The sequence below is a fragment of the Mesorhizobium sp. B2-3-5 genome (assembly GCF_006442395.1).
In the GTDB taxonomy this organism is placed as follows: Bacteria; Pseudomonadota; Alphaproteobacteria; order Rhizobiales; family Rhizobiaceae; genus Mesorhizobium.
The window spans coordinates 1-23,904 of sequence record NZ_VFVX01000013.1 but is presented as its reverse complement, the minus strand read 5'-3'; the positions used below and the strand labels follow the sequence as shown (position 1 = coordinate 23,904).

At 63.3% G+C, this 23,904-nt stretch carries 28 protein-coding genes; 11 read left to right on the top strand and 17 right to left on the bottom strand.

Translation table 11 applies throughout. The features are described from left to right. Positions 1-5 precede the first annotated feature (5 nt). On the top strand, positions 6-986 hold the full coding sequence (locus tag FJ958_RS16570) for a GlxA family transcriptional regulator (protein ID WP_140744282.1): 981 nt from the start codon (positions 6-8) through the stop codon (positions 984-986). On the opposite strand, the gene FJ958_RS16565 is transcribed toward FJ958_RS16570, so the two are convergent. From FJ958_RS16565 to xylA, 3 genes are all read right to left on the bottom strand, one after another. Further along, complete coding sequence (locus FJ958_RS16565; protein WP_140744281.1) at positions 967-1,740, bottom strand: TIGR01458 family HAD-type hydrolase; 774 nt, start codon at positions 1,738-1,740, stop codon at positions 967-969. The two genes, FJ958_RS16570 and FJ958_RS16565, sit on opposite strands and share 20 nt — an antisense overlap. A 72-nt stretch (positions 1,741-1,812) precedes the next feature. Next, complete coding sequence (locus tag FJ958_RS16560) at positions 1,813-2,016, bottom strand: hypothetical protein (RefSeq protein WP_140744280.1); 204 nt, start codon at positions 2,014-2,016, stop codon at positions 1,813-1,815. Between the two features lie 202 nt (positions 2,017-2,218). Then, positions 2,219-3,544: a xylose isomerase gene (gene xylA / locus FJ958_RS16555; protein ID WP_140744279.1), complete on the bottom strand. Its 1,326-nt coding sequence runs from the start codon at positions 3,542-3,544 to the stop codon at positions 2,219-2,221. A 113-nt stretch (positions 3,545-3,657) separates the two neighbouring features. Here xylA and FJ958_RS16550 point away from each other — a divergent pair, with 113 nt between their 5' ends. After that, positions 3,658-4,020: a nuclear transport factor 2 family protein gene (locus tag FJ958_RS16550; RefSeq protein ID WP_140744278.1), complete on the top strand. Its 363-nt coding sequence runs from the start codon at positions 3,658-3,660 to the stop codon at positions 4,018-4,020. 197 nt (positions 4,021-4,217) lie between these two features. On the opposite strand, the gene xylB is transcribed toward FJ958_RS16550, so the two are convergent. The 4 genes from xylB to FJ958_RS32425 all read right to left on the bottom strand — a co-directional run bounded on the left by xylB (position 4,218) and on the right by FJ958_RS32425 (position 8,150). Then, complete coding sequence (xylB, locus tag FJ958_RS16540; RefSeq protein ID WP_140744277.1) at positions 4,218-5,672, bottom strand: xylulokinase; 1,455 nt, start codon at positions 5,670-5,672, stop codon at positions 4,218-4,220. A gap of 79 nt (positions 5,673-5,751) precedes the next feature. Next, entirely contained in the window at positions 5,752-7,077 is a 1,326-nt protein-coding gene (locus tag FJ958_RS16535) for a tetratricopeptide repeat protein (RefSeq protein ID WP_140744276.1), read from the bottom strand. 169 nt (positions 7,078-7,246) lie between these two features. Beyond that, on the bottom strand, positions 7,247-7,870 hold the full coding sequence (locus FJ958_RS16530) for a LysE family translocator (RefSeq protein ID WP_140744275.1): 624 nt from the start codon (positions 7,868-7,870) through the stop codon (positions 7,247-7,249). A 157-nt stretch (positions 7,871-8,027) separates the two neighbouring features. Next, positions 8,028-8,150, bottom strand: a complete 123-nt coding sequence (locus FJ958_RS32425) for a hypothetical protein (protein WP_140744274.1) — start codon at positions 8,148-8,150, stop codon at positions 8,028-8,030. Positions 8,151-8,388: 238 nt separating this feature from the next. Between FJ958_RS32425 and FJ958_RS16520 the strand changes: the two genes are divergently transcribed. From FJ958_RS16520 to FJ958_RS16505, 4 genes are all read left to right on the top strand, one after another. Continuing rightward, complete coding sequence (locus FJ958_RS16520) at positions 8,389-9,156, top strand: L,D-transpeptidase (protein WP_140744273.1); 768 nt, start codon at positions 8,389-8,391, stop codon at positions 9,154-9,156. A gap of 277 nt (positions 9,157-9,433) precedes the next feature. After that, positions 9,434-10,600: a diphosphate--fructose-6-phosphate 1-phosphotransferase gene (locus FJ958_RS16515; RefSeq protein ID WP_140744272.1), complete on the top strand. Its 1,167-nt coding sequence runs from the start codon at positions 9,434-9,436 to the stop codon at positions 10,598-10,600. 97 nt (positions 10,601-10,697) lie between these two features. Beyond that, positions 10,698-11,429, top strand: a complete 732-nt coding sequence (locus FJ958_RS16510) for an MBL fold metallo-hydrolase (RefSeq protein WP_140744271.1) — start codon at positions 10,698-10,700, stop codon at positions 11,427-11,429. Between the two features lie 196 nt (positions 11,430-11,625). Continuing rightward, on the top strand, positions 11,626-13,161 hold the full coding sequence (locus tag FJ958_RS16505) for a DegQ family serine endoprotease (protein WP_140744270.1): 1,536 nt from the start codon (positions 11,626-11,628) through the stop codon (positions 13,159-13,161). Between the two features lie 62 nt (positions 13,162-13,223). Here the strand turns inward: FJ958_RS16505 and coaA are convergent, their stop codons facing one another. The 9 genes from coaA to hisB are packed head-to-tail and all read right to left on the bottom strand — an operon-like array spanning position 13,224 to position 18,995. Beyond that, complete coding sequence (gene coaA / locus FJ958_RS16500) at positions 13,224-14,183, bottom strand: type I pantothenate kinase (RefSeq protein WP_140606643.1); 960 nt, start codon at positions 14,181-14,183, stop codon at positions 13,224-13,226. A gap of 24 nt (positions 14,184-14,207) precedes the next feature. Continuing rightward, positions 14,208-14,531, bottom strand: coding sequence for a phosphoribosyl-ATP diphosphatase (locus FJ958_RS16495; protein ID WP_140744269.1), 324 nt, complete (start codon positions 14,529-14,531; stop codon positions 14,208-14,210). A 59-nt stretch (positions 14,532-14,590) separates the two neighbouring features. Then, positions 14,591-15,385: an imidazole glycerol phosphate synthase subunit HisF gene (gene hisF, locus FJ958_RS16490; RefSeq protein ID WP_181176414.1), complete on the bottom strand. Its 795-nt coding sequence runs from the start codon at positions 15,383-15,385 to the stop codon at positions 14,591-14,593. Continuing rightward, positions 15,382-16,218 (bottom strand): arginase family protein, encoded by an 837-nt coding sequence (locus FJ958_RS16485; RefSeq protein WP_140744267.1) that lies wholly within the window; start codon positions 16,216-16,218, stop codon positions 15,382-15,384. The genes hisF and FJ958_RS16485 overlap by 4 nt, the downstream gene beginning before the upstream one ends. After that, on the bottom strand, positions 16,215-16,964 hold the full coding sequence (hisA, locus tag FJ958_RS16480) for a 1-(5-phosphoribosyl)-5-[(5-phosphoribosylamino)methylideneamino]imidazole-4-carboxamide isomerase (protein ID WP_140744266.1): 750 nt from the start codon (positions 16,962-16,964) through the stop codon (positions 16,215-16,217). The genes FJ958_RS16485 and hisA overlap by 4 nt, the downstream gene beginning before the upstream one ends. Before the next feature lie 4 nt (positions 16,965-16,968). Then, the gene (locus FJ958_RS16475) at positions 16,969-17,259 is read right to left on the bottom strand and encodes a DUF1330 domain-containing protein (protein WP_140606638.1); all 291 of its coding nucleotides are present in this window, start codon (positions 17,257-17,259) and stop codon (positions 16,969-16,971) included. Between the two features lie 3 nt (positions 17,260-17,262). After that, positions 17,263-17,913: an imidazole glycerol phosphate synthase subunit HisH gene (gene hisH, locus FJ958_RS16470; protein ID WP_140744265.1), complete on the bottom strand. Its 651-nt coding sequence runs from the start codon at positions 17,911-17,913 to the stop codon at positions 17,263-17,265. Position 17,914: 1 nt separating this feature from the next. Beyond that, positions 17,915-18,391, bottom strand: a complete 477-nt coding sequence (locus tag FJ958_RS16465; RefSeq protein WP_140744264.1) for a DUF2628 domain-containing protein — start codon at positions 18,389-18,391, stop codon at positions 17,915-17,917. A gap of 4 nt (positions 18,392-18,395) precedes the next feature. Beyond that, on the bottom strand, positions 18,396-18,995 hold the full coding sequence (gene hisB, locus FJ958_RS16460; RefSeq protein ID WP_140744263.1) for an imidazoleglycerol-phosphate dehydratase HisB: 600 nt from the start codon (positions 18,993-18,995) through the stop codon (positions 18,396-18,398). A gap of 243 nt (positions 18,996-19,238) precedes the next feature. On the opposite strand from hisB, the gene hslV reads away from it, so the two are divergent. From hslV to FJ958_RS16435, 5 genes are all read left to right on the top strand, one after another. Further along, the gene (gene hslV / locus FJ958_RS16455; protein WP_140744262.1) at positions 19,239-19,790 is read left to right on the top strand and encodes an ATP-dependent protease subunit HslV; all 552 of its coding nucleotides are present in this window, start codon (positions 19,239-19,241) and stop codon (positions 19,788-19,790) included. Between the two features lie 72 nt (positions 19,791-19,862). Continuing rightward, the gene (locus tag FJ958_RS16450) at positions 19,863-20,387 is read left to right on the top strand and encodes a GNAT family N-acetyltransferase (RefSeq protein WP_140744261.1); all 525 of its coding nucleotides are present in this window, start codon (positions 19,863-19,865) and stop codon (positions 20,385-20,387) included. Between the two features lie 50 nt (positions 20,388-20,437). Beyond that, entirely contained in the window at positions 20,438-20,983 is a 546-nt protein-coding gene (locus FJ958_RS16445) for a DUF2585 domain-containing protein (RefSeq protein ID WP_140744388.1), read from the top strand. A 4-nt stretch (positions 20,984-20,987) separates the two neighbouring features. After that, a complete protein-coding gene (gene hslU / locus FJ958_RS16440) occupies positions 20,988-22,298 on the top strand; it encodes an ATP-dependent protease ATPase subunit HslU (RefSeq protein ID WP_140744260.1) in 1,311 nt (436 codons plus the stop codon). A gap of 233 nt (positions 22,299-22,531) precedes the next feature. Continuing rightward, on the top strand, positions 22,532-23,491 hold the full coding sequence (locus tag FJ958_RS16435) for a DUF1402 family protein (RefSeq protein WP_140744259.1): 960 nt from the start codon (positions 22,532-22,534) through the stop codon (positions 23,489-23,491). A gap of 194 nt (positions 23,492-23,685) precedes the next feature. Here the strand turns inward: FJ958_RS16435 and FJ958_RS16430 are convergent. Continuing rightward, positions 23,686-23,904 (bottom strand): transposase (locus FJ958_RS16430; RefSeq protein WP_140744258.1); only part of this gene is annotated, 219 nt, incomplete at its 5' end.

The window sequence follows — 23,904 nt, the reverse complement described above, 5'->3', positions numbered from 1 at the left end:
CTTCCATGATTAAAAGCGAAAAGCCGAGCATCTTTCTTGCAGAGCGCACGCCGCTCAAGGTGACGCTGCTGGTGTTTTCCGGCTCGTCCATCATGTGCGTCGCGTCGGCTGTCGACCCGCTGCGCGCCGCAAACCGCATTTCAGGCGAGACATTGTTCGACTTCAAGCTGGTCTCGGTGACCGGCGAGGCTCCGGTCACCACTTGCGGCCTGCCGGTGGTGGTCAGCGGCCGCTTCGATGCAAACGAACCAACCGACGTTCTTGTCGTCGTGGCTGGTTTCGGCACCCAGAACTACGCGACATCGGCGCTGCTCGCAGGCTTGCGCCGCGCGGCACGGACGGCGCGCGCCTGCGGCGGCGTCGAGGCAGGCACATGGCTGGTGGCGCGTGCCGGCCTGCTGGAAGGGCGAAGCGCCACCACCCATTGGGAGGACATGGAAGATTTTTCATCGGCTTTCCCCGGCGTCGATGTCCGTCCGGACCGCTATGTCATCGACGGACCGGTCTTCACCTCGGGCGGCGCCTCGCCAACCTTCGATCTGATGCTGCATCTCATTCGCACGCGTCTCGGCATGGCCGTGGCGCTCGATGTCGCCAGCGTCTTCATCTACGACCAGGCGCGCGCCGCGACAGATGCGCAACCGCTGGTCTCGCTCGGCCGGCTCGACGGCTACGATCCCCGTCTGGCGCAAGCCATCCGGCTGATGGAAGCGCATGTCGACCAGCCGCTGACCATCGAGGCGGTCGCCAAGCGCGCCGGCGTGACCGCACGGACACTGGAAAGCATCTTTCGCAAGTCGATCGGCGAGACGCCGGGCGCTTATTATCTCAGGCTGCGCCTGGGTGCCGCACGACGGCTGGTGGTCGACACGCGGATCGCGATGGCGGACATTGCCGGACGGACCGGCTTTTCGTCCGCAGCCGCATTTTCCAGGGCGTTTTCCAGGGCTTTCGGTGAAGCGCCGGTCAGGCTGCGGCGCGGCTGAGTATCCAGTCTGTCGCGGCGGCGAGGTCGTCGACCAGCGCCGTGGGCGCCGGGTCGAAGCGCGTTTCGTCGCCAGGGCGGTACTTGCCCGTTCGCACGAGCAGCGCCGCGCCAAACCCCGCGCGCAGGGCGCCGGCGACGTCACTCTCCGCATCGTCGCCAACCATGACCGCATCGGCGGCCGGGCAATTCAAGCCGGCAAGCGCCGAGAGGAAGAAATCGGGTGACGGTTTGCCGAGCACGACGGGACTTCGCCCGCTGGCGAATTCGAGGGCCGCGACGAAGGCCCCGGCGTCGAGGCTGAGCAGGCCGTCGGCATCCTTGAAGGTGCGGTTGGTGGCAAGCGCCAGAAAATCGGCGCCGGCAACGAGTTCGCGAAACACCCGGTTGAGGCTTGCATGGTCGAAGGCATCGCCGGCGTCACCGACGACGACAGCGCGGCCATTGCCGCCGTCCAGGCCTGAAAACTCGGCCTTGAGGTCTGGATGGACGAGCAGATGAGGCTGGCGGCCGTGCCTGCGCAACCATTCGACCGCGGCACGCGCCGGCGTCAGCAGCTCCTCGTCCTTCACGCGGACGCCCAGAGCGGCAAGCTGTGCGAGGATTCTGTCGCGCGGCGAACGTGTCGTGTTGCTGACGAAGCGAAGCGGCAGGCCAGCCTTGCGCAGGTGTTCGACGGCGGCCACGGCGCCCGCTATCTGGGTGTCGCCATCGTAGACGACACCCAGAAGATCCAGGAGCACCGCGCGTATCATCGATGCAGGATGGAGAAAGCGTCTCCATTCGTCAAACCGCGGAAGAATCAGACCACTGAAATCACGGAAGAATCAGGCGGCGTCGCGGCCGTCGCTGACGATGCGCGAGCGCATGCTCTTGGCCAGTGCCGTTTCGAGCCGCGCGGCGACCGCGCGATCCCATTCATTTGTCTTGCGGGCGCTGTCTTTCGAATGCGGCAGCGCCATCAGCCGATCGATGATCGAACCAGCCTCGCCAGGTGAGAGTAGGGCGTCGATTTCACGTTCGTGCTGCATATCGTTTCGCCTCCTTTCCTTCCCGCCACGAGCCACTCTTATACGAGATTCGTGACGACCATTTGAAGGCAGGAGCGGGGCGATTAAGGGGCGGTGCGGGGCAAAAGATTGTCCCTGATTTCGACATGGCGCGCGGAAGGTTCCGCGCGCCAACCTTTCGAGCGGACCGGTTGCCGGCCTGGATTGCTGGCCGGCAAACGTCTCAGACGTAGCGGTTGACGATGTTCTCCAGCAGCTCCTGGCGGCCGGAGCGCGGCTGCGGCTCGATCTTCTTCTTCACCACACGTTCGGCGATCTCTTCCAGCGTACGCTTGCCCGACAGCATCGCCTTTGCCTCGGCGCTGTTCCAGCCGGCGTAGCGTTCGGCCAGCGGTCCCGACAATGCCTTGTCCTCGACCATGCGCGCCGCCGCCTTGAGGCCGCGCGCGCAGGCGTCCATGCCGCCGGTATGAGCGATCAGCAGGTCCTGCGGATCGAGCGACTGGCGACGCAGCTTGGCGTCGAAATTGGTGCCGCCGGTCTTGAAGCCGCCTCCTTGCAGGACCTGGTAGTAGGCAAGCGCCATCTCCGGCACGTTGTTGGGGAACTGGTCGGTGTCCCAGCCCGACTGGTAGTCGTTGCGGTTCATGTCGATCGAACCGAAGATCCCGAGCGCGTTGGCCAGCACCAGTTCGTGCTCGAAGGAATGGCCGGCGAGGATGGCATGGCCCTGCTCGATGTTCACCTTGACCTCCTTCTCCAGGCCGAAGCGCTTGAGGAAGCCATAGACGGTCGCGACGTCGTAATCATACTGGTGTTTTGTCGGCTCCTGCGGCTTCGGCTCGATCAGGATGGTGCCCTTGAAGCCAATTTTGTGCTTGTACTCGACGACGAGATTGAGGAAGCGGCCGGCCTGCTCCTGCTCGCGGGCAAGGTCGGTGTTGAGCAGCGTTTCGTAGCCTTCGCGGCCGCCCCACAGGACATAGTTCTCGCCCTTCAGCCGCTTGGTGACGTCGATGCAGCTTTTCACCGTCGCCGCCGCGTAGGCAAAGACATCCGGATCGGGATTGGTCGCGGCGCCCGACATGAAGCGGCGGTTGGAGAACAGGTTCGCCGTGCCCCAGAGCAGCTTGACGCCGGTCTGCTTCATCTTGATAGCGAAATAGTCAGCGATTTCATCGAGCCGTGCGGCACTCTCGGAAAAATCCTTGCCCTCCGGCCGCACGTCGGCGTCGTGGAAACAGAAATAGGGGGTGCCGAGCAGCGAGAACATCTCGAAGGCGACATCCGCTTTCAGTTTCGCCAGTTCCATCGTGTCGATGCCGCCGGCCTTGGGGAACCAGGGGCGGTCGAAGGTCTGGCCGCCGAACGGATCGCCGCCGGGCCAGGCGAAGGAATGCCAGTAAGCGACGGCGAAGCGCAGATGGTCTTCCAGCCGCTTGCCGGCCACCAATTCGTCCGGGTTGTAGAACCGGTAGGCCAGCGGATTGGTCGAATCCGGTCCTTCATATTTGATCTTCTGGATGTCGCCGAAAAATCCGCTGCTCATGATTCCTGTCCTCTCTCGAATAGTTCGCCCTGATTACCTCAGGCGTAATTGGTTTCGGTCCTGGGGTGGTCGAAAAGGTTCGTGTCAAAACCGTCAAACAAAGGAGACAGACCATGACCGACCTCAACAGAATAGCCGAGGGCTACATCACCGCCTGGAACGAAAGCGACGCCGGCCGCCGCGCCGAATTGCTCAAGGCGACCTTCACCGAGGACGTCAGCTATCGAGATCCGATCATGCAGGGCGACGGCCATGAAGGCGTCGCGGCCCTGATCGACGGGGTGCAGCATCGTTTTGCCGGCTTCCGGTTCTCGCTGAAGGGCACGCCGGACGGCTTTGCCGACAAGATCCGCTTTTCCTGGAACCTTGGACCCGAAGGCACGGATCCCGTCATCGAGGGCACCGATGTCGGCGTCATCGAGAACGGCCGGCTGAAGAGCGTTACCGGCTTCCTCGACAAGGTGCCGGCGCAGTGAGGCTAACTGGGTAAGAGGGGCGCGAGACACCCCCCTCTGGCCTGCCGGCCATCTCCCCCGCAAGGGGGGAGATTGGCTCTCACGCAGACCTCGGCCAATCGCCAGCATTGAAAAGAGGGCGGCAGCGCCGAAGCTGCCAATCTCCCCCCTTGCGGGGGAGATGCCCGGCAGGGCAGAGGGGGGTGTCTCGCGCCAACTCACGCGGTTACGGCCTTGATCGCCGGATAGAGCGCGCGGTAACGATGATAGGCGTCCGCGTAGGCGCCGTCGAGCGCGCCATCCGGCTCGATCGTGGCATCTGTCCTCGGCGCGGAGCATACGGCCAGCGGATCGGCGCCAGTCGCCGCGATCAGGCCAAGCCGAGCCGCACCAAAGGCGGCGCCGAAATCGCCGTCAGCCGGAATATCCACCGGCACCTGCAGCGCGGTGGCGATCGCTTTCAGCCAATAGCGCGAGCGCGAGCCGCCGCCGATCGCCGTCACCCGCGTCAGGGTGGTGCCGGCTTTCTTCAACGCTTCGAGGCTGTCGCGGAAGGCGAAGGCGACCCCTTCGAGCACCGCCTGGGTGAGAACGGCGCGGCTCGATTGATGAGCCAGCCCGGTGAACGAGCCGCGAATGGCGGAATCATTGTGCGGCGTGCGCTCGCCCGAGAGATAGGGCAGGAAGGACACGCCGCTCGGCGCCTTCAGCGTGTCGCCGAGTTCCGATGTCAACTCGCCGGCGCCTCTGCCGGTAATCTCCGACAGCCAGTTGAGCGAATCGGTCGCCGACAGGATCACGCCCATCTGGTGCCAGGTGTTTGGCAGGGCATGGCAGAAGGTATGGACCGCGCTCGCCGGGTTGGGCAGATAAGACGCGTTGGCGGCAAACAGCACGCCCGACGTTCCGAGCGAGACGAAGGCATGGCCGGCCTCGACCGTGCCCATGCCGCAAGCGGAAGCCGCATTGTCGCCGGCGCCGCCTGCAATCGGGATACCCGACTCGATGCCCCATTTCGATGCCAGTTCGCCGCGCAACGCGCCGGCCTTCCCGGTGCCCTCGACCAGAGACGGCATGTGCTTCTCGTCGAGCGATGTGGCCGCGAGCAGATCGGCGGACCAGTGGCGCTTGCCGACATCGAGCCAGGACGTGCCGGCCGAATCCGACATTTCCGAAATATGTTCGCCGGAGAGCCAAAGCCGCAAGAAATCCTTCGGCAGCAGCACCTTCGCCACCTTGGCGAAGACGGCGGGCTCGTTGTTCTTCACCCAGGCGAGTTTCGGCGCGGTGAAGCCAGGGAAAACGATGTTGCCGGTGAGCTTGCGGAAGCGCGGATCGGCGTCGAGCGCGGCCGCCTCGACATGGCTGCGCGTGTCGTTCCACAGGATGCAGGGGCGCAGCACCTTGTCGGCAGAATCGAGCAAGGTCGCGCCATGCATCTGGCCAGACAGGCCTATGCCTTTAACCGCCGCGAGTTGCTTGGGATGGGATGCCCTGAGTTCGGCAATCGCATCTTCGCAGGCGCGTATCCAGTGGGCAGGGTCCTGCTCGGACCAGCCGGGATGCGGCCGCGAGACGTCAAGCGAGCCATGGCCGGAACCGATGACGGTCTGTCCGGCATCGATCAGCAGCGCCTTGACGCCCGACGTGCCCAGGTCGAGGCCGAGATACATGTCTTCCTCCCACCAATATTTTTTTCGGAACTCGAAAAAATCTGGCCGAGCCAGTTTCTAAGGCAAGATCCGCTCCGGGTCAATTCTCTGACAAATCGGCCGCGCGTCGCGAAAACAGCGCCGCCAACGGACTGTCCGGCCGCGCCATCGAACGCTCGGCCGTGAGGGCCCTGGCGAGCGCGCCGTCACCGGCCCTCAGCGCCGCTTCGATCAGCGTCAGGTCGATGACGTCGCGCTGCGCGTGGCTGCCGCCGAAACGTTTGGCGATCGCCCGGATCGGCCGGATCAGGCGTATGGCCTCAGGGTAATTGCCTTCGCCAAACGCCTTGATGGCGAGCGTCAGGGGATGGCCGACATCCCTGGTGAAAACGGCGTTGTCGTCGCCGCCGCGCATGGCCGCACGCTGTGCCTCGAGCAGGGTCCGGGCCGCCGCGTCGAGCCCGGCGCCGACAAAGGCCATCATCGCGTGGGCGTCGTTGAAGGCATAGTTGCCGGCACCGGCCTTGGGAGCCCAATTGGCCGCAAGGGCTACCCAGCGGTCACCGACATCGACGCCGCCGAGGTGAAGCCGCCACAGGATCGCCGAGGCATCGACCATGTTGAGCGCCAGCGTCGATCGCGCGCCGTAGACAGGGCCGTCATAGAGCGCCAGCACCTCGTCGGTATCGCCGAGATCATAGTGGAACAGCGCCAGGTGCCACCAATTGTGCACCTTGAGGAAGCTCTCCCTTGTCCATGCTTCCGGATTGGCGCGCATCCAGGCGATCCCATCCCTTTGCCGGCTTTGCATTTCCATGACATGCGCCACGGCGTGCTGCGCCCAGCCGTCGCGCGGCTCGATCTCGACCGCCGCGCGGCCAAGCTTTTCGGCCGGTGCATACTCTCCCATCTCCTCCAGCCCGAAGGCCTGCATGCCGAGGATGGCGTGGTAGCCAGGCATGTCGGTTTGCCATGAGGGCAAGGCGCGCGCGATGCGATCGCGCAGCATGCGGGCATTGCCGGTGAAGAAGTCGATCTGGTGCCCGACCTGCAGAGCCACGGCGTCGAGCGGGAAGTCGATGGCGATGCCCTCGAGAATGCCGCCGGCCTCGTGCCAGCGCCCGTTGGCGAGGCGACCGAGGGCCGAGACATGCGCCTGCTCGCGTTCTGTCGCGGCAAGCGGCAGCGCCACCTGGTGGCAGGCCCTTGCCACCGCCATCGCCTCCCGCTCGGTGGCAAGGGCAAAGAGATAGCCCTTGAAGACATGCGCCATGACGAAACCGGGATCCTTCGCGATGGCGCGATCGACGGCGGCCACCGGATCGCCGATGAAGCATTGCAATTGGCGTACGGCCTGGCTGTAGGGCGTGAACCCCGCTTCCGTCGCGCCCGAAAATGCCAGGCCGAATGCATCCCTGATCGCCATGCGAACCCCTCGATCGGCTGGATACGGCACGCTCTGTCCAGGCGATCTTAGAGCATGGCACATAGGCGCGCCAACCATGCGCGATGTCGAGGTGCCGGTCTATTGGGCCGGTCCGCTCGTGGCCGAGCACCCGGACGAAAAACCGTGTCTCACTTTTCCTGGAATTGCTCTAATTGCCCGAACGCATCGCGACAGTCGCGATGCCGGCGCCGACGAGCAGCGTGCCGCCGGTGCGGTTGAAAATGCGGATCGCCCTGGGGTTGCGCACAAGGGTGCGCGCCCGCGAAGCGATCAGTGCATAGCCAAACGCATTGGTGAAGGCGAGCGCCAGGAAGGTCGTCTCGAAGATCAGCATCTGCGGCCAGAAATCAGCATGCCGGTCGAGGAACTGCGGCAGGAAGGCGACGAAGAAGGTGATGCTTTTCGGGTTGAGCGCGGTGACCAGCCAGGCATGCGCCAACATCCTCGCGGAAGACACCGTGTCCGTGCGTGGCTCGGCCTTCAGCGAACCGCCGGCGCGGAACAGTTTCACGCCGAGATAGATCAGGTAGCCGGCGCCGATCAGCTTCAGGACGGTGAAGACACCGGCCGAAGCCGCCAGCAGGGCGCCAATGCCCAGCATCGACAAGGTCATGGCCGTGAAGTCACCCAGCGCCACGCCAACGGCCATCGGCAGGGCGGTGCGCCAACCCTGACCCAGCGCATAGGATACGACCAGAAGGATGGTCGGACCCGGAATGATGAGGAGGATGGTCGACGCAGCGGCGAAAGCGGCCCAGTTTTCGAAGGACATGTCTGTCTCCCTTGGGTTAAAGAAAAGGATAAATCCTGAGCCCAGGGAGAATGTAAAGAGGCCTGCTTTTTGTTTTTACGCAAAATACGGGCGCAAAACCGCCATGCGATTTTCCTGGGATTGCCGCGCCATCAATTGCGCCAACGGCAGGTCGGCGTCAGTTCGCGACGCCCAGCGTGCTCACGATATCGGCCAGGCTGACATTGGCACCGAGAACCAACGCCGCCGCGACAATGGCAGCGGCAAAAAGCTTGATGTCGGTTTTTAACGTCTTGCACATGAGGGCCCCTCGCTGATCGCCTGGAAACCTAGGAACGGCCGGCGTCGTGATTATGACCCGGCCCAGGTCTTTTTGTGCAGGACCTCTCGGTTGGTGGCCCGCCGGGGCTGACCATACTCGGCCTACCAGCGCGCAAAAGCAGATGGCGCAAGGCATTCACGCTTTATCAACCATGAATGATGAAAATGCCTGACATCGGCCGGACCGTGCTTCCCGCCGTCAGCGTAGGGTTGGGTATATGCGTGAGTTGCCGCAAGGTCCGACGCCATCACGAAACGGCGAGGCGATCGAAACCGATATTCTTCTCTCCCGCCGCGCCATTTTGTCTGGCGCAGGCGCAATGGCTTTGCTCAGCGTCGCCGGATGCTCGACCTCGGGCGGCGACCTGCCGGCACTTCAGCTCGACGATACGGTCACCGGCTCGGTGCGGCCGATCCGCCCCGCGATCAGTGTCGACAAGAACATCACCAGCCCCGACGTCATGTATGCTGGTTTGACCGATGGCGGCTTCAACGTGCCCGAGGTGCCTTACCCGAAGGTCAAGCCGGAATTCCGCCGCCAGATCGTCGTCGATCCCACCGGCGAGGCACCCGGCACCATCGTCGTGCGCCTGCAGGAGCGTAAGCTCTATCTCGTCCAGACTGGCGGTGACGCCATCCGCTACGGCGTCGGCATCGGCAAGGACGGTTTTCGCTGGTCGGGCCGCGCCAACATCCAGTACGGCCGGGAATGGCCGACCTGGACGCCACCACCCGAAATGATCGTCCGCAAGCCGGAACTGGTGAAGTGGCAGGGCGGCCAGCCCGGCGGCCTCACCAATCCGCTCGGCGCCCGCGCGCTCTACATCTACCAGGACGGCAAGGATACGGGCTACCGTATCCACGGCTCGCCCGAGTGGTGGAGCATCGGCCAGGCGATGTCGTCGGGCTGCGTGCGCCTGATCAACCAGGACATCATCGACCTCTACAGCCGCGTTTCGAAGAAGAACCCGGTCGTCGTCGTCTGATCGTTTCAGGCGGCCGGCGGCCGCCATCTGTTCTGGTTTGAGCATGATCTTTTCCGAAAACCGATCCCCACTTTTCGGGATCATGCTCCGGATTCTCCCGTTGCGCGACGCCGCAAGACAGGCGAAGGTGGCCGGAAAACCATCGCCTGGAGCCGGATGATTTCAGGTCCAATGGACCTGAAATCTGAATCCGTCTCTAAATCCAAGAGATAGAACATGATGTCGTCCGAAAACCGCTTCACACTTTTCGGCATCATGCTCTAGGGAGAGATCAAGCATGGCCGGAACCTTCGTCATCGCGCAGGGCGGCGGCCCGACCGCCGTCATCAACCAGACGGTTGTGGGCGCCACGCTGGAGATCCGCAAAAAACACCCCAGCGCCAAGGTGCTGGGCTCCATCCACGGTGTGCGCGGCATCCGGGACGGCAATTATGTCGACCTCTCCGCCATCCCGGAGGAGCGGCTGCGGCTGATTGCCGGAACGCCAAGCGCGGCGCTGGGCTCGACGCGCGACAAGCCGGATGCCGCCTATTGCGAGGTCATCCTCAAAGGCCTGCAGAAGGCCGGCGCCGACGCCTTCATCTATATCGGCGGCAACGACACGTCGGGCACGCAGCAGATCCTGACCGACGCCGCCGGCGGCAGGATCGCCTTTGTCCATGCGCCCAAGACCATCGACAACGATCTCGAGGAGAACGACCATACGCCGGGCTTCATCTCGGCGGCCGAGTTCGTCGCCGGCGCCTTCCTGTCCGTCGATCTCGATTTTCGCGCCCTGCCCGGCATCTATGTCGGCATCGTCATGGGGCGGCATGCAGGCTTCCTGACCGCGGCGGCCGCCGCCTGGCAGCTCGATCCCGACAGCGGCCCGCACCTTGTCTACGTACCGGAGCGGCCGTTTTCGGCGGCAGGCTTCATCGACGATGTGCGCGCCGCGCTCGACCGCCACAAGCGCTGTATCGTCGCCGTGTCGGAAGGCGTCAGCACCGCCGACGGCAAGGCATTGGTGGAAAGCCTGGTGCCCCCGGAGAAACTGGAACGCGACCAGCATGGCAATGTCAAGCTGTCGGGCAGCGACCTGCCGGCGGCGCTTGAAAGGGCCTTGGCCGAGGGCCTGCCGGGCAAGCGGGCCCGCGTCGATGCCCTTGGCTACATGCCGCGCGGCTATGTCGGCGCCATCAGCGCGGTCGATGCGCAGGAGGCTTTCGATGCCGGCGTCTTCGCCGTCTCTGTCGCCGAACAGGGCGGCGGCTCCGTGGCGCTGCAATATGATGGCACCAAAACGGTGTTGAAGAAGGTGCCGCTGAAGAATGTCGCCGGCAAGACCCGCCACATGCCGGATAATTTCATGAAGGCTGACGTCAACCAGCTGTCCGATGCCGGCATGGCCTACCTCAAGCGGCTGGTGCCGGAAAAATACAAGGTCGGGAAACCGTTCGTCTGATGCCCGGCTCACACTTGATGCCCGGCTCACACCTGATGCCCGGCTCACACCTGATGCCCGGCCCACATCGATGTCCGGCCTACATATGATGCCGGTAATGCCGGACTGGTTCAGCAAGAACATCGTCGACGAGAAGACGACGATGCTGACCGAACCGTTCGTGCATGGCTATGTGCGCGCCAATATCTGGCATCTGCGCGGCCGCGACGCCGACCTTCTGGTCGACACAGGCATGGGCATCCGTCCGCTGGCGCCGGAGATCGAGACGCCAAAGGGCAAGCCGCTTCTGGTGGTCGCGACGCACATCCATCTCGACCATGTCGGCTCGCTGCACGAATTTCCGCTGCGGGTCGGGCCGAGGATGAGTGCGGCGCAGTTCGAAACCATGGATGACGCGGCGACCTACGCCTATATGTTCCACAACCTCGAGGGCGCCGTCTCGAAACTGCCGGCGCCAGGCTGGAGGTCGGCCGATTACAAGATACCGCCGGCGCCATTGACACGGACGCTTGGCGAAGGCGACGTCGTCGATCTCGGCGACCGCCAGTTCCGCGTCCTGCATCTGCCAGGACATTCGCCGGATTCGATCGCGCTGTTCGACGAGGCCGACGGCCTGTTCTTCAGCGGCGATGCCATCTACGACGACACGCTGATCGACGATCTGCCGGATTCCGACCGCGCCGCCTATATCAGCACCATGCGGCGCCTGCTCGACCTGCCGATCCGTATCGGCCATGGCGGCCATGGCCCGAGCTTCGACGGCAAGCGTATGCGCGAGATCGCGTCGGCCTATCTTAATCGCCATGACGGGTCCGTGAGCCCGTTCTGAATTAAATCTTCGTAAGGTCGGCCCAAAACCCTAAATCAGGCCGATCCACGCCCTAGATAACTGGTTGTCGATCCGGCCGGCCGCCATGTACGGCGAGGCAGGCGATCCCGGTGGTCGACACGCCGACAGGCGCGGCTCCCAAGCGCGCCTGCGGTGCCCGATCAACGCTCGCCCGGACAGAACGACCATGTCACCCATGAGCATTCTTCGCAGACATCGCGTCGCGGCCCTGCTGGGCGCTGCGCTGATCATCTCCCCCGTCGTCGTCTCATTCGCCCAAAACACCGGCAATACCGGTTTGAGCACCGTCGCTGCGACGACCCAGACCCCCGTCGTGGGGACCAAGGCCCCGAATGGTTCGCTGGCGCCGGTCGTGGCCACCACCAAGCCGGCCGTCGTGACGGTCACAACGGTCATGAAGGCACAGGCACAAACCATGAGCGAACCCTCTCCCTTCGGCGGCAATTCGCCTTTCGACGACTATTTCCGCCAGTTCTTCGGCGATCAGGGCGCCCCGATGCCGAGAACGCCGCCCCAGCAGGTACCGCGCCAGGAAGCCCTCGGATCCGGCTTCATCGTGGGCGCGGATGGCACCATCGTGACCAACAACCACGTCGTCGACGGCGCCACCTCGATCAAGGTCACGCTTGACGATGGCACCGAGCTTCCGGCCACGCTGGTCGGGCACGATGCCAAGAACGATCTGGCGGTGCTCAAGATCAAGACCGACAAGCCGCTGCCCACCATAAAATGGGGCGATTCCGACAAGCTGATGACCGGCGACCAGGTGCTGGCGATCGGCAATCCGTTCGGCATCGGCACCACCGTCACCTCCGGCATCGTCTCGGCGCGAGGCCGCGACCTGCACAGCGGACCGTTCGACGATTTCATCCAGATCGATGCCCCGATCAACCACGGCAATTCCGGTGGCCCGCTGGTCGACGTGAACGGCAATGTCGTCGGCATCAACACGGCGATCTACTCACCCAACGGCGGCAGCGTCGGTGTCGGTTTCGCCATTCCGTCCGACCAGGCCCAGAAGGTGGTCGCCAAGCTGATGAAGGGCGGCAACATCGAATACGGCTATCTTGGCGTCGAGATCCAGCCTGTGACCCCGGATGTAGCCAGCGCCATCGGGCTCGATCATCCCGGCGGCGCACTGGTCTCTCAGGTCAATGATGGCTCGCCCGCGGCCAAGGCAGGCGTCGAGACCGGCGATGTCATCACCGGCTTCGCCGGACAAGACGTCAAAGACCCCAAGGACCTGTCGCGGGCCGTCGCCGACGTCGCGCCGGGCGTCAAGGAAACGCTTCAGGTCTGGCGCAAGGGCAAGGCCATGCAGATTTCCGTCGATGTCGGGCGCAACCAGGACGAGGTGAAGACGGCATCGACTGGCAATTCCGGCGCGCCGAGCGCCGAGCAGGGCACGCGCGCGCCGGCGATCGGCCTCGGCCTGATGGACATCACGCCCGACATCCGCCAGCAGATGAACCTCGCCGACAGCGAGCATGGGGCGGTGGTTGCGAGCGTCAATCCCGACAAGGCGGCAGCCGCCGCCGGCATCCAGCCGGGCGATATTATCGTCGCCGTCAACCAAGCGCCTGTGAAGAGCGCCAAGCAGGTCACCCAAGCGATCGCGCAGGCCGGCAAGTCGGGCCGCAAATCGGTGCTGTTGCTGGTGGAACGAGGCGGCGGCCAGATTTATGTCGCCGTGCCCTTCGCCAACGGCTGAGACCTGGTGCTGAATTGGATAATCGCCTGGCAGGCTCGTCGCTGACGACCCTGCCAGGCGATCTATAGCTTTCGCAGCGCCACTTCCTCGACCAGATGGTCGGCGCCCTTGCGCAGGATCAGGTCGGCGCGGGCACGCGTCGGCAGGATATTCTCGCGCAGGTTCTTCAGATTGATGTTGGTCCACAGGCCTTCGGCGATCGCCCGGGCCGAATCCTCCGACAGCTGCGAATAGCGATGGAAGAAGGAGTCCGGATTGCGGAAAGCGGTCTCGCGCAGCCGCATGAAGCGTGAGATATACCACTGATGGATCAGCTTCTCGTCGGCATCGATGTAGATGGCGAAATCGAAGAAGTCCGACAGAAAAGGCACGATCTTGCCGTCCTGCGGCAGCTTGCCCGGTTGCAGGACATTGATGCCTTCGAAGATCAGGATATCCGGGCGGTCGATGGTGACGAACTCGCCGGGAATGACGTCATAGGTGAGATGCGAATAGACCGGCGCCTGGACGCTGCTCTGCGCCGATTTGATGCCCGAGAGGAAGCGCAGCAGCGCCCCGACATCGTAGCTGTCGGGAAAACCCTTGCGTTCCATCAGGTTTTCGCGGCGCAGCACCTCATTGGGCAGCAGGAAGCCGTCGGTGGTGATGAGATCGACCTTGGGACTCGACGGCCAGCGTGCCAGGAGCTCCTTCAGCACGCGCGCGGTGGTCGATTTGCCGACCGCGACGGAACCGGCGACGCCAATGATGAACGGCGTCTTGACCACGTCCACGGCGTTGAAGAAGGCCTGGCGCTGCCGGAACAGAAGCTGGCTCGCCTCGACATGGGCGGACAGAAGCCGCGACAGCGACAGATAGATGCGCTTGACCTCTTCGAGGTCGACCGGATCGTTGAGCGAACGCAGGCGACGGAACTCGTCCTCGCTCAGCGTCAGCGGCGTGTCGGCGCGGAATTGCGACCATTGCTCGGCCGAGAAGAAACGAAAGGGGGAATATTTCTCGGTTTGCGCGAGCTGATCCATCGAGTTTCCTGTCCTCCCTCGCGGTCAGCCCTTGGGCCGCGACGCCTTCTCGGCGATGCCCGAACGCCCCGTGCGGCCTTCGAGTTCCTTGAGCACGTCGCTCAACGGAACACCCGAAATGCCGAGAACGACGAGCCAATGATATATAAGATCGGCACTTTCCGAAATGAGAGCCGGCTTGTCGCCGTGAACAGCGGCAATCACCGTCTCGACCGCCTCCTCGCCGAGCTTCTGCGCCGCCTTGTCGATGCCGCGCGAAAACAGCTTGGCCGTCCATGAGTCCGGATCGCCGGACTCGGCGCGTTCCCGGATGGATTTTTCCAGATCGGACAGCGAAAACGCGGACATGGCGATGTCTATCTTCTTGTCATGCCTGATCTTTTCCGAAAGCCGGCTTCTGCCATGCTCTAAGACCTGTTGCCGTGGGAGTCCAGCCGCATCGGCAGGCCGGCCTCAGCCATATGCGCCTTGGCTTCGGCGATCGTATAGGTGCCGAAATGGAAGATAGATGCGGCGAGCACGGCGCCGGCATGACCATCGCGAATGCCTTCGACCATGTGATCGAGCGTGCCGACACCCCCGGACGCGATGACCGGCGCCCGCACCGCGTCAGCGATCGCGCGGGTGAGCGCGATGTCGTAACCGGCCTTGGTGCCGTCGCGGTCCATCGAGGTCAACAGGATCTCGCCGGCGCCGCGATCGACCATTTGCCGGGCGAATTCCACCGCGTCAATGCCGGTCTTCTCACGCCCGCCATGGGTGAAGATCTCCCAACGGTCGGCCTCGCCGGGGCCGGACACTTTCTTGGCGTCGATGGCGACGACGATGCACTGGTTGCCGAACTTGTCGGCGGCCTCGGCGACGAAATCCGGGTTCTTCACCGCCGCCGTGTTGATCGACACCTTGTCGGCGCCGGCCAAAAGCAGCCTCCTGATATCGGCGACCTGGCGCACGCCGCCGCCGACGGTCAGCGGCATGAAGCATTGCTCGGCGGTGCGGGCAATGACATCGAAGATGGTCTCGCGGTTGTCCGATGACGCCGTGATGTCGAGAAAACACAATTCGTCGGCACCGGCAGCGTCATAGGCCTTGGCGGCCTCGACCGGATCGCCGGCGTCGACGAGATCGACGAAGTTGACGCCCTTGACGACGCGGCCGTCCTTGACGTCGAGGCAAGGGATGACGCGGGCTTTCAGCATCAGCGGCCCTCTATCGTGGCGATGAGATCGTTGAGCAGCTGACCGACCATCGGCGGCACATCGCCCTGGGCATCGAAGGCCGGATCGTACGCGGAAACGGTGATGCCAACGACCGGCACCGAAAGCGCCATGGCACAGGTCGCGTCGCGCAACTGTTCCGGGTTCGGACCGCCGGGGGTGACGTAGCGGTTTACCTGCAGATCCTTCGGGTCATGCACGTCGAGATCGATATGCATGTGCACCCTTTCGGCGCCGGCGGTCCTCAGCTTTTCCGTCGCCTGCGCCACGCCAGGACATTCCGTCTGGATGACCGGCAAAGTCTCGAGAAGTTTTTTCTCCGCCGGATCTAGATCGCGCGCGTTGACGAGCACGCAACGCTGGGGATCGATCGGCTTGAAGCCTGGGATGGCCCCCGCCATCGGGCGCCAGCACAGGCCAAGCACGGTCGCCAGCGCCATGCCGTCGAGAAAGCCGTACATGGAGGTTTCGGGCGTGTTGAGGTCGCCATGCTGGTCGGCCCAGATGATCGCATCGGCGCCTTCGCCGGCTACGGCACCGGCTGATGTCAGGCAGTTGCCGGCGAGCACGATGGGAAACCGTCCTCTGTCGATGGCGATGCGGACCTCGCCGGAGACGGCGTTGCAGACGGCAAAACCAGTGGCGATCTCGCGCTCCTGATCGTCGCCGACCTTGCCGATGTCCTCGACGACGACGTCGTGACCGGCCATGGTCAGCGCGTCGACCAACCCGCCCGATATCAGCGCGTCCGGCCCCTGGCCCATGCCGCCGTGATAGTGCCCGCTATCATAAGAGGCGAGAATGATGGAGATTTTCACAACCGCGTCTCCACTGCCGCCTTGCCTTGCAGGATCGCCAGCGCCTCGGCCGGGTCGATACGGCCGTCATAGAGCGCGCGCCCGGAAATGGCGCCCTCGAGCTTCCGTGCATCGGGCATGGTCATGCGCACGATGTCGGCGATCGAGGCCAGCCCGCCCGAGGCGATGACCGGAATCGATACGGCATCGGCGAGGTCGAAGGTGGCGTTCCAGTTGATGCCGGTGAGCACGCCGTCGCGGTCGATGTCGGTGTAGATGATGGCGGCCACACCCGCACCCTCGAATTTCCTGGCCAGTTCAATGACGCCAAGGCTGGAGGCTTCCGCCCAGCCCTCGACCGCAACCTTGCCGCCCTTGGCGTCGATGCCGACGGCGATCTTGCCAGGAAAGGCCTTGCAGGCCTGCTTGACCAGATCGGGATCGCGCACCGCGACCGTGCCAAGGATGACGCGGGCCAGCCCACGGTCGAGCCAGTCCTCGATCTGGTCCAGCGTGCGGATGCCGCCGCCAAGCTGCACCGGGTTCTTCGTCGCCTTGAGAATGGCGCCGACCGCGGCGCTGTTGACGCTCTGGCCCTTGAAAGCACCGTTGAGGTCGACGACGTGCAGCCATTCGAAGCCCTGTTCCTCGAAGGCTCTCGCCTGAGCGGCAGGATCATCGTTGTAGATGGTCGCGGTCGCCATGTCGCCGTGCTTCAGGCGCACGCACTTGCCGTCCTTGAGATCGATGGCTGGAAACAGGATCATCCGTTCAAGCGCCTTCAACGATGACGAAATGACCGGTCGAGGCGGCAAGCCGGAACTTCGACGCATGCTGGTATTCGGGCGAATGATAGCATTCGACCGCCTTGTCGAAAGAATCGAACTCGACCAGTACATGGCGGTTGCCGGTCGGCCCTTCCGGATTTTCGTGGCGGCCGGCCCGCACAGCGAATTTCGCGCCATATTTCGCAAAGGCCGCGGCATTGGCCTCGATGTACTGCTTGTACAATTCGGGATCGCGAACATCGATCATCGCCATCCAATAGCCCTTCTTGCTCATGGTCTAGGGCCTCCAGCGCAGGAAATTGGCGATCAGCGCCAGGCCGAGCGCCTGGCTCTTTTCGGGATGGAACTGCGTGCCGACGAGATTGTCGCGGGCGACTGTCGCCGTTACCGGGCCACCATAGTCGGCAACCGCCAGAACCTCGTCCAGCTTTTTTGCATCAAGATGATAGGAATGGACGAAATAGGCATGCAGCCCGTGCGGCCCGGTTGGAATGTCGGCAAACAGCGGATGCTGGCGCGTGAGTTCGATCGTGTTCCAGCCGATCTGCGGGATCTTCAGCGCCGGATCGGCCGGCGTGATTTCCTTGACATCGCCCGATATCCAGCCAAAGCCGTTCGTCACGGTCTTTTCCAGGCCGCGCTCCGACATCAGTTGCATGCCGACGCAGATGCCAAGGAACGGCCGCCCCTTGGCAATCGCCACCTCTTCCACCGCTTCCCACATGCCGGGGACAGCACGTAAGCCAGCCGCGCAGTCGGCATAGGCGCCGACGCCAGGCAGGACGATGCGGTCGGCGCTGCGCACCCGTTCGGCATCGGCCGTCAGGCCGATCTCGGTCGCAATGCCAGCTTCACGCGCGGCACGTTCGAAGGCCTTGGTGGCCGAGCGCAGATTGCCCGAGCCGTAATCGATGATCGCAACCCGCATGTCAGCGCCGTCCCGGAATGTGGGTCAGCCCCAGCGCCATCCCGGGCTGCGCCGGGCGCGCCAGGGCGGCATCCGGAACCATTCGCGGCGCTGGTGGTGCTTCCTCCGGATGCTTCTCGACCTCCAGCGCATAACGCGTGTCGGCGTCGTCCAACCAGCCGGCCTCAACGACGCCCCACTCGTGCCAGCCGCGCCGGCGGAGTGCCGCAATGCGCAGCCCCTGGCCCTCCAGGCCGACATAGAGCGAGACGAGCAGCGACAGCAGCGAGCCGGCCAGTCCAAGGCCAAGTCCTTGGCCAAGCATCGAAAGCACAGCCATGACGACGAAGGTGAGCGCCGCTTCGATCCACAGCCGGTTCCAGGCAAGCCACAGCGGCGGCACCAGGAGACCGAGCCAGGTGAAGCCATCGCGGATGAAGGCCGGTGTTTCGACCTTTTCGCCGCGGCTGGGCGGTTCCATCACGACATAGCTGGCCATGAGGCTATCCCTTCAAAGATCCCTTGGTGGAGGGAACCGCGTCCGGCTGGCGCGGGTCGCGCTCCAGTGCCGCACGCAACGCACGCGCCACCGCCTTGAAACAGGTCTCGGCGATATGATGGTTGTTGGCGCCATAATGATTGGTGACATGCAGCGTGATGCCTGCATTCTGCGCCAGCGCCTGGAAGAATTCACGCACCAGTTCGGTGTCGAAGCTGCCGATCTTCGGCGACGAGAACGACACATTCCAGACCAGGAACGGACGGCCGGACACGTCGATCGCCGCGCGCGTCAGCGTTTCGTCCATGGCAAGGTCGATCGAGGCATAGCGCATGATGCCGCGCCGTTCGCCCAGCGCCTTGGTCAAGGCCTGGCCGAGCGCGATGCCGGTATCCTCGACCGTGTGGTGATCGTCGATATGCAGGTCGCCCTTCGCCCTGACAGTCATGTCGATCAGGGAATGGCGCGAGAGCTGGTCCAGCATGTGGTCGAAGAAGCCGACGCCCGTCGCAATGTCCGCCTTGCCCGAACCGTCGACATGGACCGACACGGAGATGTCGGTTTCCCTGGTCTTGCGGCTTGCTTCGGCGGATCGGGGCGCCATCACTCTATCCTTGTCCCAGCGGTGCACATCGTGACCGGTTCACGGGCCTCAAGCGCTCGCGGGCTTGAAAACGAAAGCCTTCTACCAGCATGATCCGGCGATTGCCAGTTGCCTTGCGTAGAGGCATCGGCCTTGCCGGAGAGGCGATTTGCAATCGTTCGCCCTATGCATACATATGGCCGATCAAAGTTACTCGTACCGCGCCAATCGCCTTTTTGGGATCGCGCGAATCGGAGCCAGGACATGTCTGATAATCTGACCATGCACGCCACGACCATCGTGACGGTGCGCAAGGGCAACAAGGTGGTGATCGCCGGCGACGGCCAGGTCAGCCTTGGCCAGACCATCATGAAGGGCAATGCCCGCAAGGTGCGCCGCATCGGCAAGGACGGCAATGTGATCGCCGGTTTCGCCGGCGCCACGGCCGATGCCTTCACGCTTCTGGAACGGCTGGAAGCCAAACTTGAACAATATCCCGACCAGCTGACGCGCGCCTGCGTCGAACTCGCCAAGGACTGGCGCACCGACCGATATCTGCGCCGGCTGGAGGCGATGATGCTGGTGGCCGACAAGTCGGTGTCGCTGGCGCTGACCGGCACGGGCGACGTGCTGGAACCCGAATTTGGCGTCATGGCCATCGGTTCTGGCGGCAACTACGCGCTGGCGGCTGCACGGGCGCTGATGGACACCGACAAGGACGCCGAGGAGATCGCCCGCAAGGCGATGCAGATCGCTTCCGACATCTGCGTCTACACCAACAACAATTTCGTTGTCGAAACGCTCGATGCCGCCTGAGAAGGCCGGCCATGATCCCCGAACCGCAGGACCGCGTAAGCGAAAACTGGCAACCGGTTTTCGGACAAGATCATGACCAAACAAGAACATAGCTATGATTTTCGGCCGGTGACCAAGATGGACCTGCCGATGATCGCCGGCTGGCTGGCCGAACCGCATGTCGCGGAGTGGTGGGACGATCCGGAGACCGAACTCGCCGAGATCCGCGATCACATCGATTCAATTTCCGTCGAACCGCTGATCGTCGAGCTCGACGGCAAGCCGATCGCCTATCTGCAGAGCTACGATCCGCATATGGAAGACGAGCATCCCTATGCCGACCAGCCGTTCGGTACGCTGGGCATCGATCTTTCGATCGGCCGGCCGGAACTGGTCGGCATCGGCCATGGCTCGGCGATCGTGCGTCAGTTCGTCCAAGACCTGTTCGAGGAAGGCGTGCTCCGGGTCATCATCGATCCCCATCCCGCCAACATCAGGGCCATCCGCGCCTATGAAAAGGCCGGATTCCGGATCATTGATCGCAGGCAATCGGTCTATGGCGACGCCGTGCTGATGGCGATCGATGCCGAAGACGTGGAAGAGGGGGAAGCGGCGTGAACATATCCGGCGAGGACAAGGACCTCTCGGCCTATGAGAACAGCTGGCGGATGGGACTGCTGATCGTCGCCAGCTTGATCATTGTCCAGGCCGTGACGCTCTACCTGATGGGTCATCCGCCGATCTGCACCTGCGGCTACGTCAAACTCTGGCATGGCGTGGTGAACAGCTCCGAGAATTCCCAGCATATTTCGGACTGGTACACCTTCTCGCACATCATCCACGGTTTCCTGTTCTATGCGCTGGCAAGGTTCCTGTTCCCGCGCTCGCCGATCGGCTTGCGGCTGGCATTCACCGTCCTCGTCGAGGGTGGCTGGGAGCTGCTGGAGAACAGCCCGTTCATCATCGAGCGCTACCGCGCCGGCACCATCTCGCTCGACTATTATGGCGACAGCATCATCAATTCGGTGTCCGACACACTGGCCATGGTGCTGGGATTTGTCATGGCGCGGAAGCTACCTATATGGGTGATCGTCAGCCTCGCCATTCTCTTCGAATTGGGTACCGGCTACCTCATCCGCGACAATCTGACACTCAACGTGATCATGCTGCTGCATCCGTTCGAGGCCATCAAGCAGTGGCAAAGTGGAATTTAGTGATATGAGCACATTCTCCCCCCGCGAAATCGTTTCGGAACTCGACCGCTTCATCATCGGCCAAAAGGACGCCAAGCGCGCCGTGGCCATTGCGCTCCGCAATCGCTGGCGCCGCCAGCAGCTGGAGGGGCAGATGCGCGAAGAGGTGATGCCCAAGAACATCCTGATGATCGGGCCGACCGGCGTCGGCAAGACCGAGATCTCGCGCCGCCTGGCGCGGCTGGCCGGTGCGCCCTTCGTCAAGGTCGAGGCGACCAAGTTCACCGAGGTCGGCTATGTCGGCCGGGATGTCGAGCAGATCGTGCGCGACCTTGTCGAGATCGCCATCGGCCTGGTGCGCGAGAAGATGCGCGAGGACGTCAAGGCCCGCGCCCACATCAACGCCGAGGAACGCGTACTGGAGGCGCTGGTCGGCAAGACGGCAAGCCCGGCGACGCGTGACTCCTTCCGCAAGAAGCTGCGCGAAGGCGAGCTCGACGACAAGGAAATCGAAATCGAAGTGGCGGACACCGGCAATGGCGGCATGCCCGGCTTCGAGATTCCTGGCATGCCGGGCGCCAATATCGGCGTGCTCAACATCAACGACATGCTGTCGAAGGCGATGGGCGGCAAGAAGACCAAGCTGCGCAAGACGACGGTGAAGGAGTCTTACGACCTGCTGGTCAGTGACGAGTCCGACAAGCTGCTCGACCAGGACGAGGTGGTGCGCCGGGCGCTGGACGCTACCGAAAACGACGGCATCGTCTTCCTCGACGAGATCGACAAGATCGCGGCGAGATCCGACATTTCCGGTGGCCCTTCCCGCGAAGGCGTGCAGCGTGATCTGCTGCCGCTGGTCGAAGGCACGACGGTGGCGACCAAATATGGGCCGGTGAAGACCGATCATATCCTGTTCATCGCATCGGGTGCGTTCCACGTCTCGAAGCCGTCCGACCTTTTGCCGGAATTGCAGGGCCGCCTGCCGATCCGCGTCGAATTGCGCGCGCTGGAGAAGGAGGATTTCGTCCGCATCCTGACCGAGACCGAGGCCAGCCTGATCAAGCAGTATATCGCGCTGATGAAGACCGAGGGTGTCGACCTGACCTTCACCGACGACGCCATCGATTCGCTTGCCGGTGTGGCTGTCGACCTCAACGCCAGCATCGAGAATATCGGTGCCAGGCGGCTGCAGACGGTGATGGAGCGGGTGCTGGACGAAATCTCCTACGACGCGCCGGACCGCCACGGCACGGCCGTCACCATCGATGCCGCCTACGTCAAGAAGCATGTGGGCGATCTGTCGCGAAACACAGATTTGTCGCGATTCATCCTTTAAACGCCAGGACCGGAACGTTCCGGCGCCGGGATTGGAGCGCCGCGCGTCCTCTGGACGCGCAAAGGGCGCTCCAACAACTTTGACCGATGCTTCGGCACCGTTTCCGGCAAGAATCAATGTGTGGCCAGATGGTACCATCTGGCCACCTTTCGTCTCGCCGACCGAAGGGGCGCTCTCGACTCGACCAAGAGCGATACCCTAGTTTGCGCGGCAATACCTGTAGGCGGCGGCGCATGAAAAAACTGATCCTGTTCATTCTCGGCTTGACGCTGGCGGCGACGCTTTTCGCAGCCGATGCGGCGACGCTGGTGCCGCCGGGAAACCGAAATGCCGAGCAGCCCGATATTCCCGGCGCCTCCAGCCGGCGCACGCAGGCGACCAACACCACCTTCCAGGCGAAGTATCGCAAGGTCTATGCGCTGCTGCAGAACGACGCCGATCTGCGCGGCAAGATCAAGAAGGCAGCAAGCGCCTATGGCATCGATCCTATGCATATTGTCGGCGCAATCGTCGGCGAGCACACCTATAATGTCGACGCCTATGACCGGCTGCAGACCTACTATGTCAAGGCGATCTCCTACCTCTCAAGCAAACTGTCCTTCGCCTATGACGGCGAGGATGTCAGCGATTTCGTACAGCGGCCGGAATTCAGAAAATGCGGTGCAATCTCGGACAGCTACGATCTGTGGGAATGCCGCGAACAGGTCTGGAACCATTCTTTTCGCGGCAAGACCGTCGGCGGCGAGGATTTCCCCGACAACCGCTTCGGCGCCACTTTCTTCCAGCCCTACTATGCCGGCCAGACCTTCGGCCTCGGCCAGCTTAATCCGCTGACCGCCTTGCAGATGAGCGATCTCGTGCACAAGATCTCGGGCCTGCCGAAGCTCGATGTCGGCGATCCCAACTCGGTCTACAAGACCATCATGGATCCGGACCTGACGCTGCCTTATGTCGCGGCGACCATCAAGAAATCGATCGATGCCTACAAGAGCATTGCCGGCTTCGACATTTCAGGCAATCCGGGGCTGACCGCCACGCTCTACAATGTCGGCAATCCGGAGCAGCGCGCCTATGCGCTGAAGGCGGAAAACGACAAGCGCCGCGCTTCCGGCGAGCTGGAAAAGCTGCCGGAAGAGAATTATTACGGCTGGCTGGTCAACAACAAATTGGACGAGCTGAAGGCGCTGTTTTAGGTGTCCTGGCGGAGTTGAATCTTCCTGAGTTTGCGCCGCCCCTCATTGCCCTGCCGGGCATTTCTCCCCGTATAGGGACGGGGAGAAAGAAGCCGTCATCGACGGTTTCGCCGATTGTTGGCGATGTGGGAAAGGCAGCGAGGTTGCCACAGCCCCTTCTCCCCGTTCCACGGGGAGAGCGACTGTCTTGGATTTCAAGCGGGTTGCCATGGTTTTTGGTCCCTGATCATGGCGTTGAGGATTGTGAGCAGTTTTCGCATTGTAGCGGTAACGGCGACGATCTTGGGCTTTCCGGCAGCGACGAGGCGATCGCGGAAGGCCTTGAGAACCGGGTTATGGCGAATGGCGACGAGGGCGGCCATGAACAGAGCCGAACGCACGCTGCTCCTGCCGCCGCTGATAAAGCTCTTGCC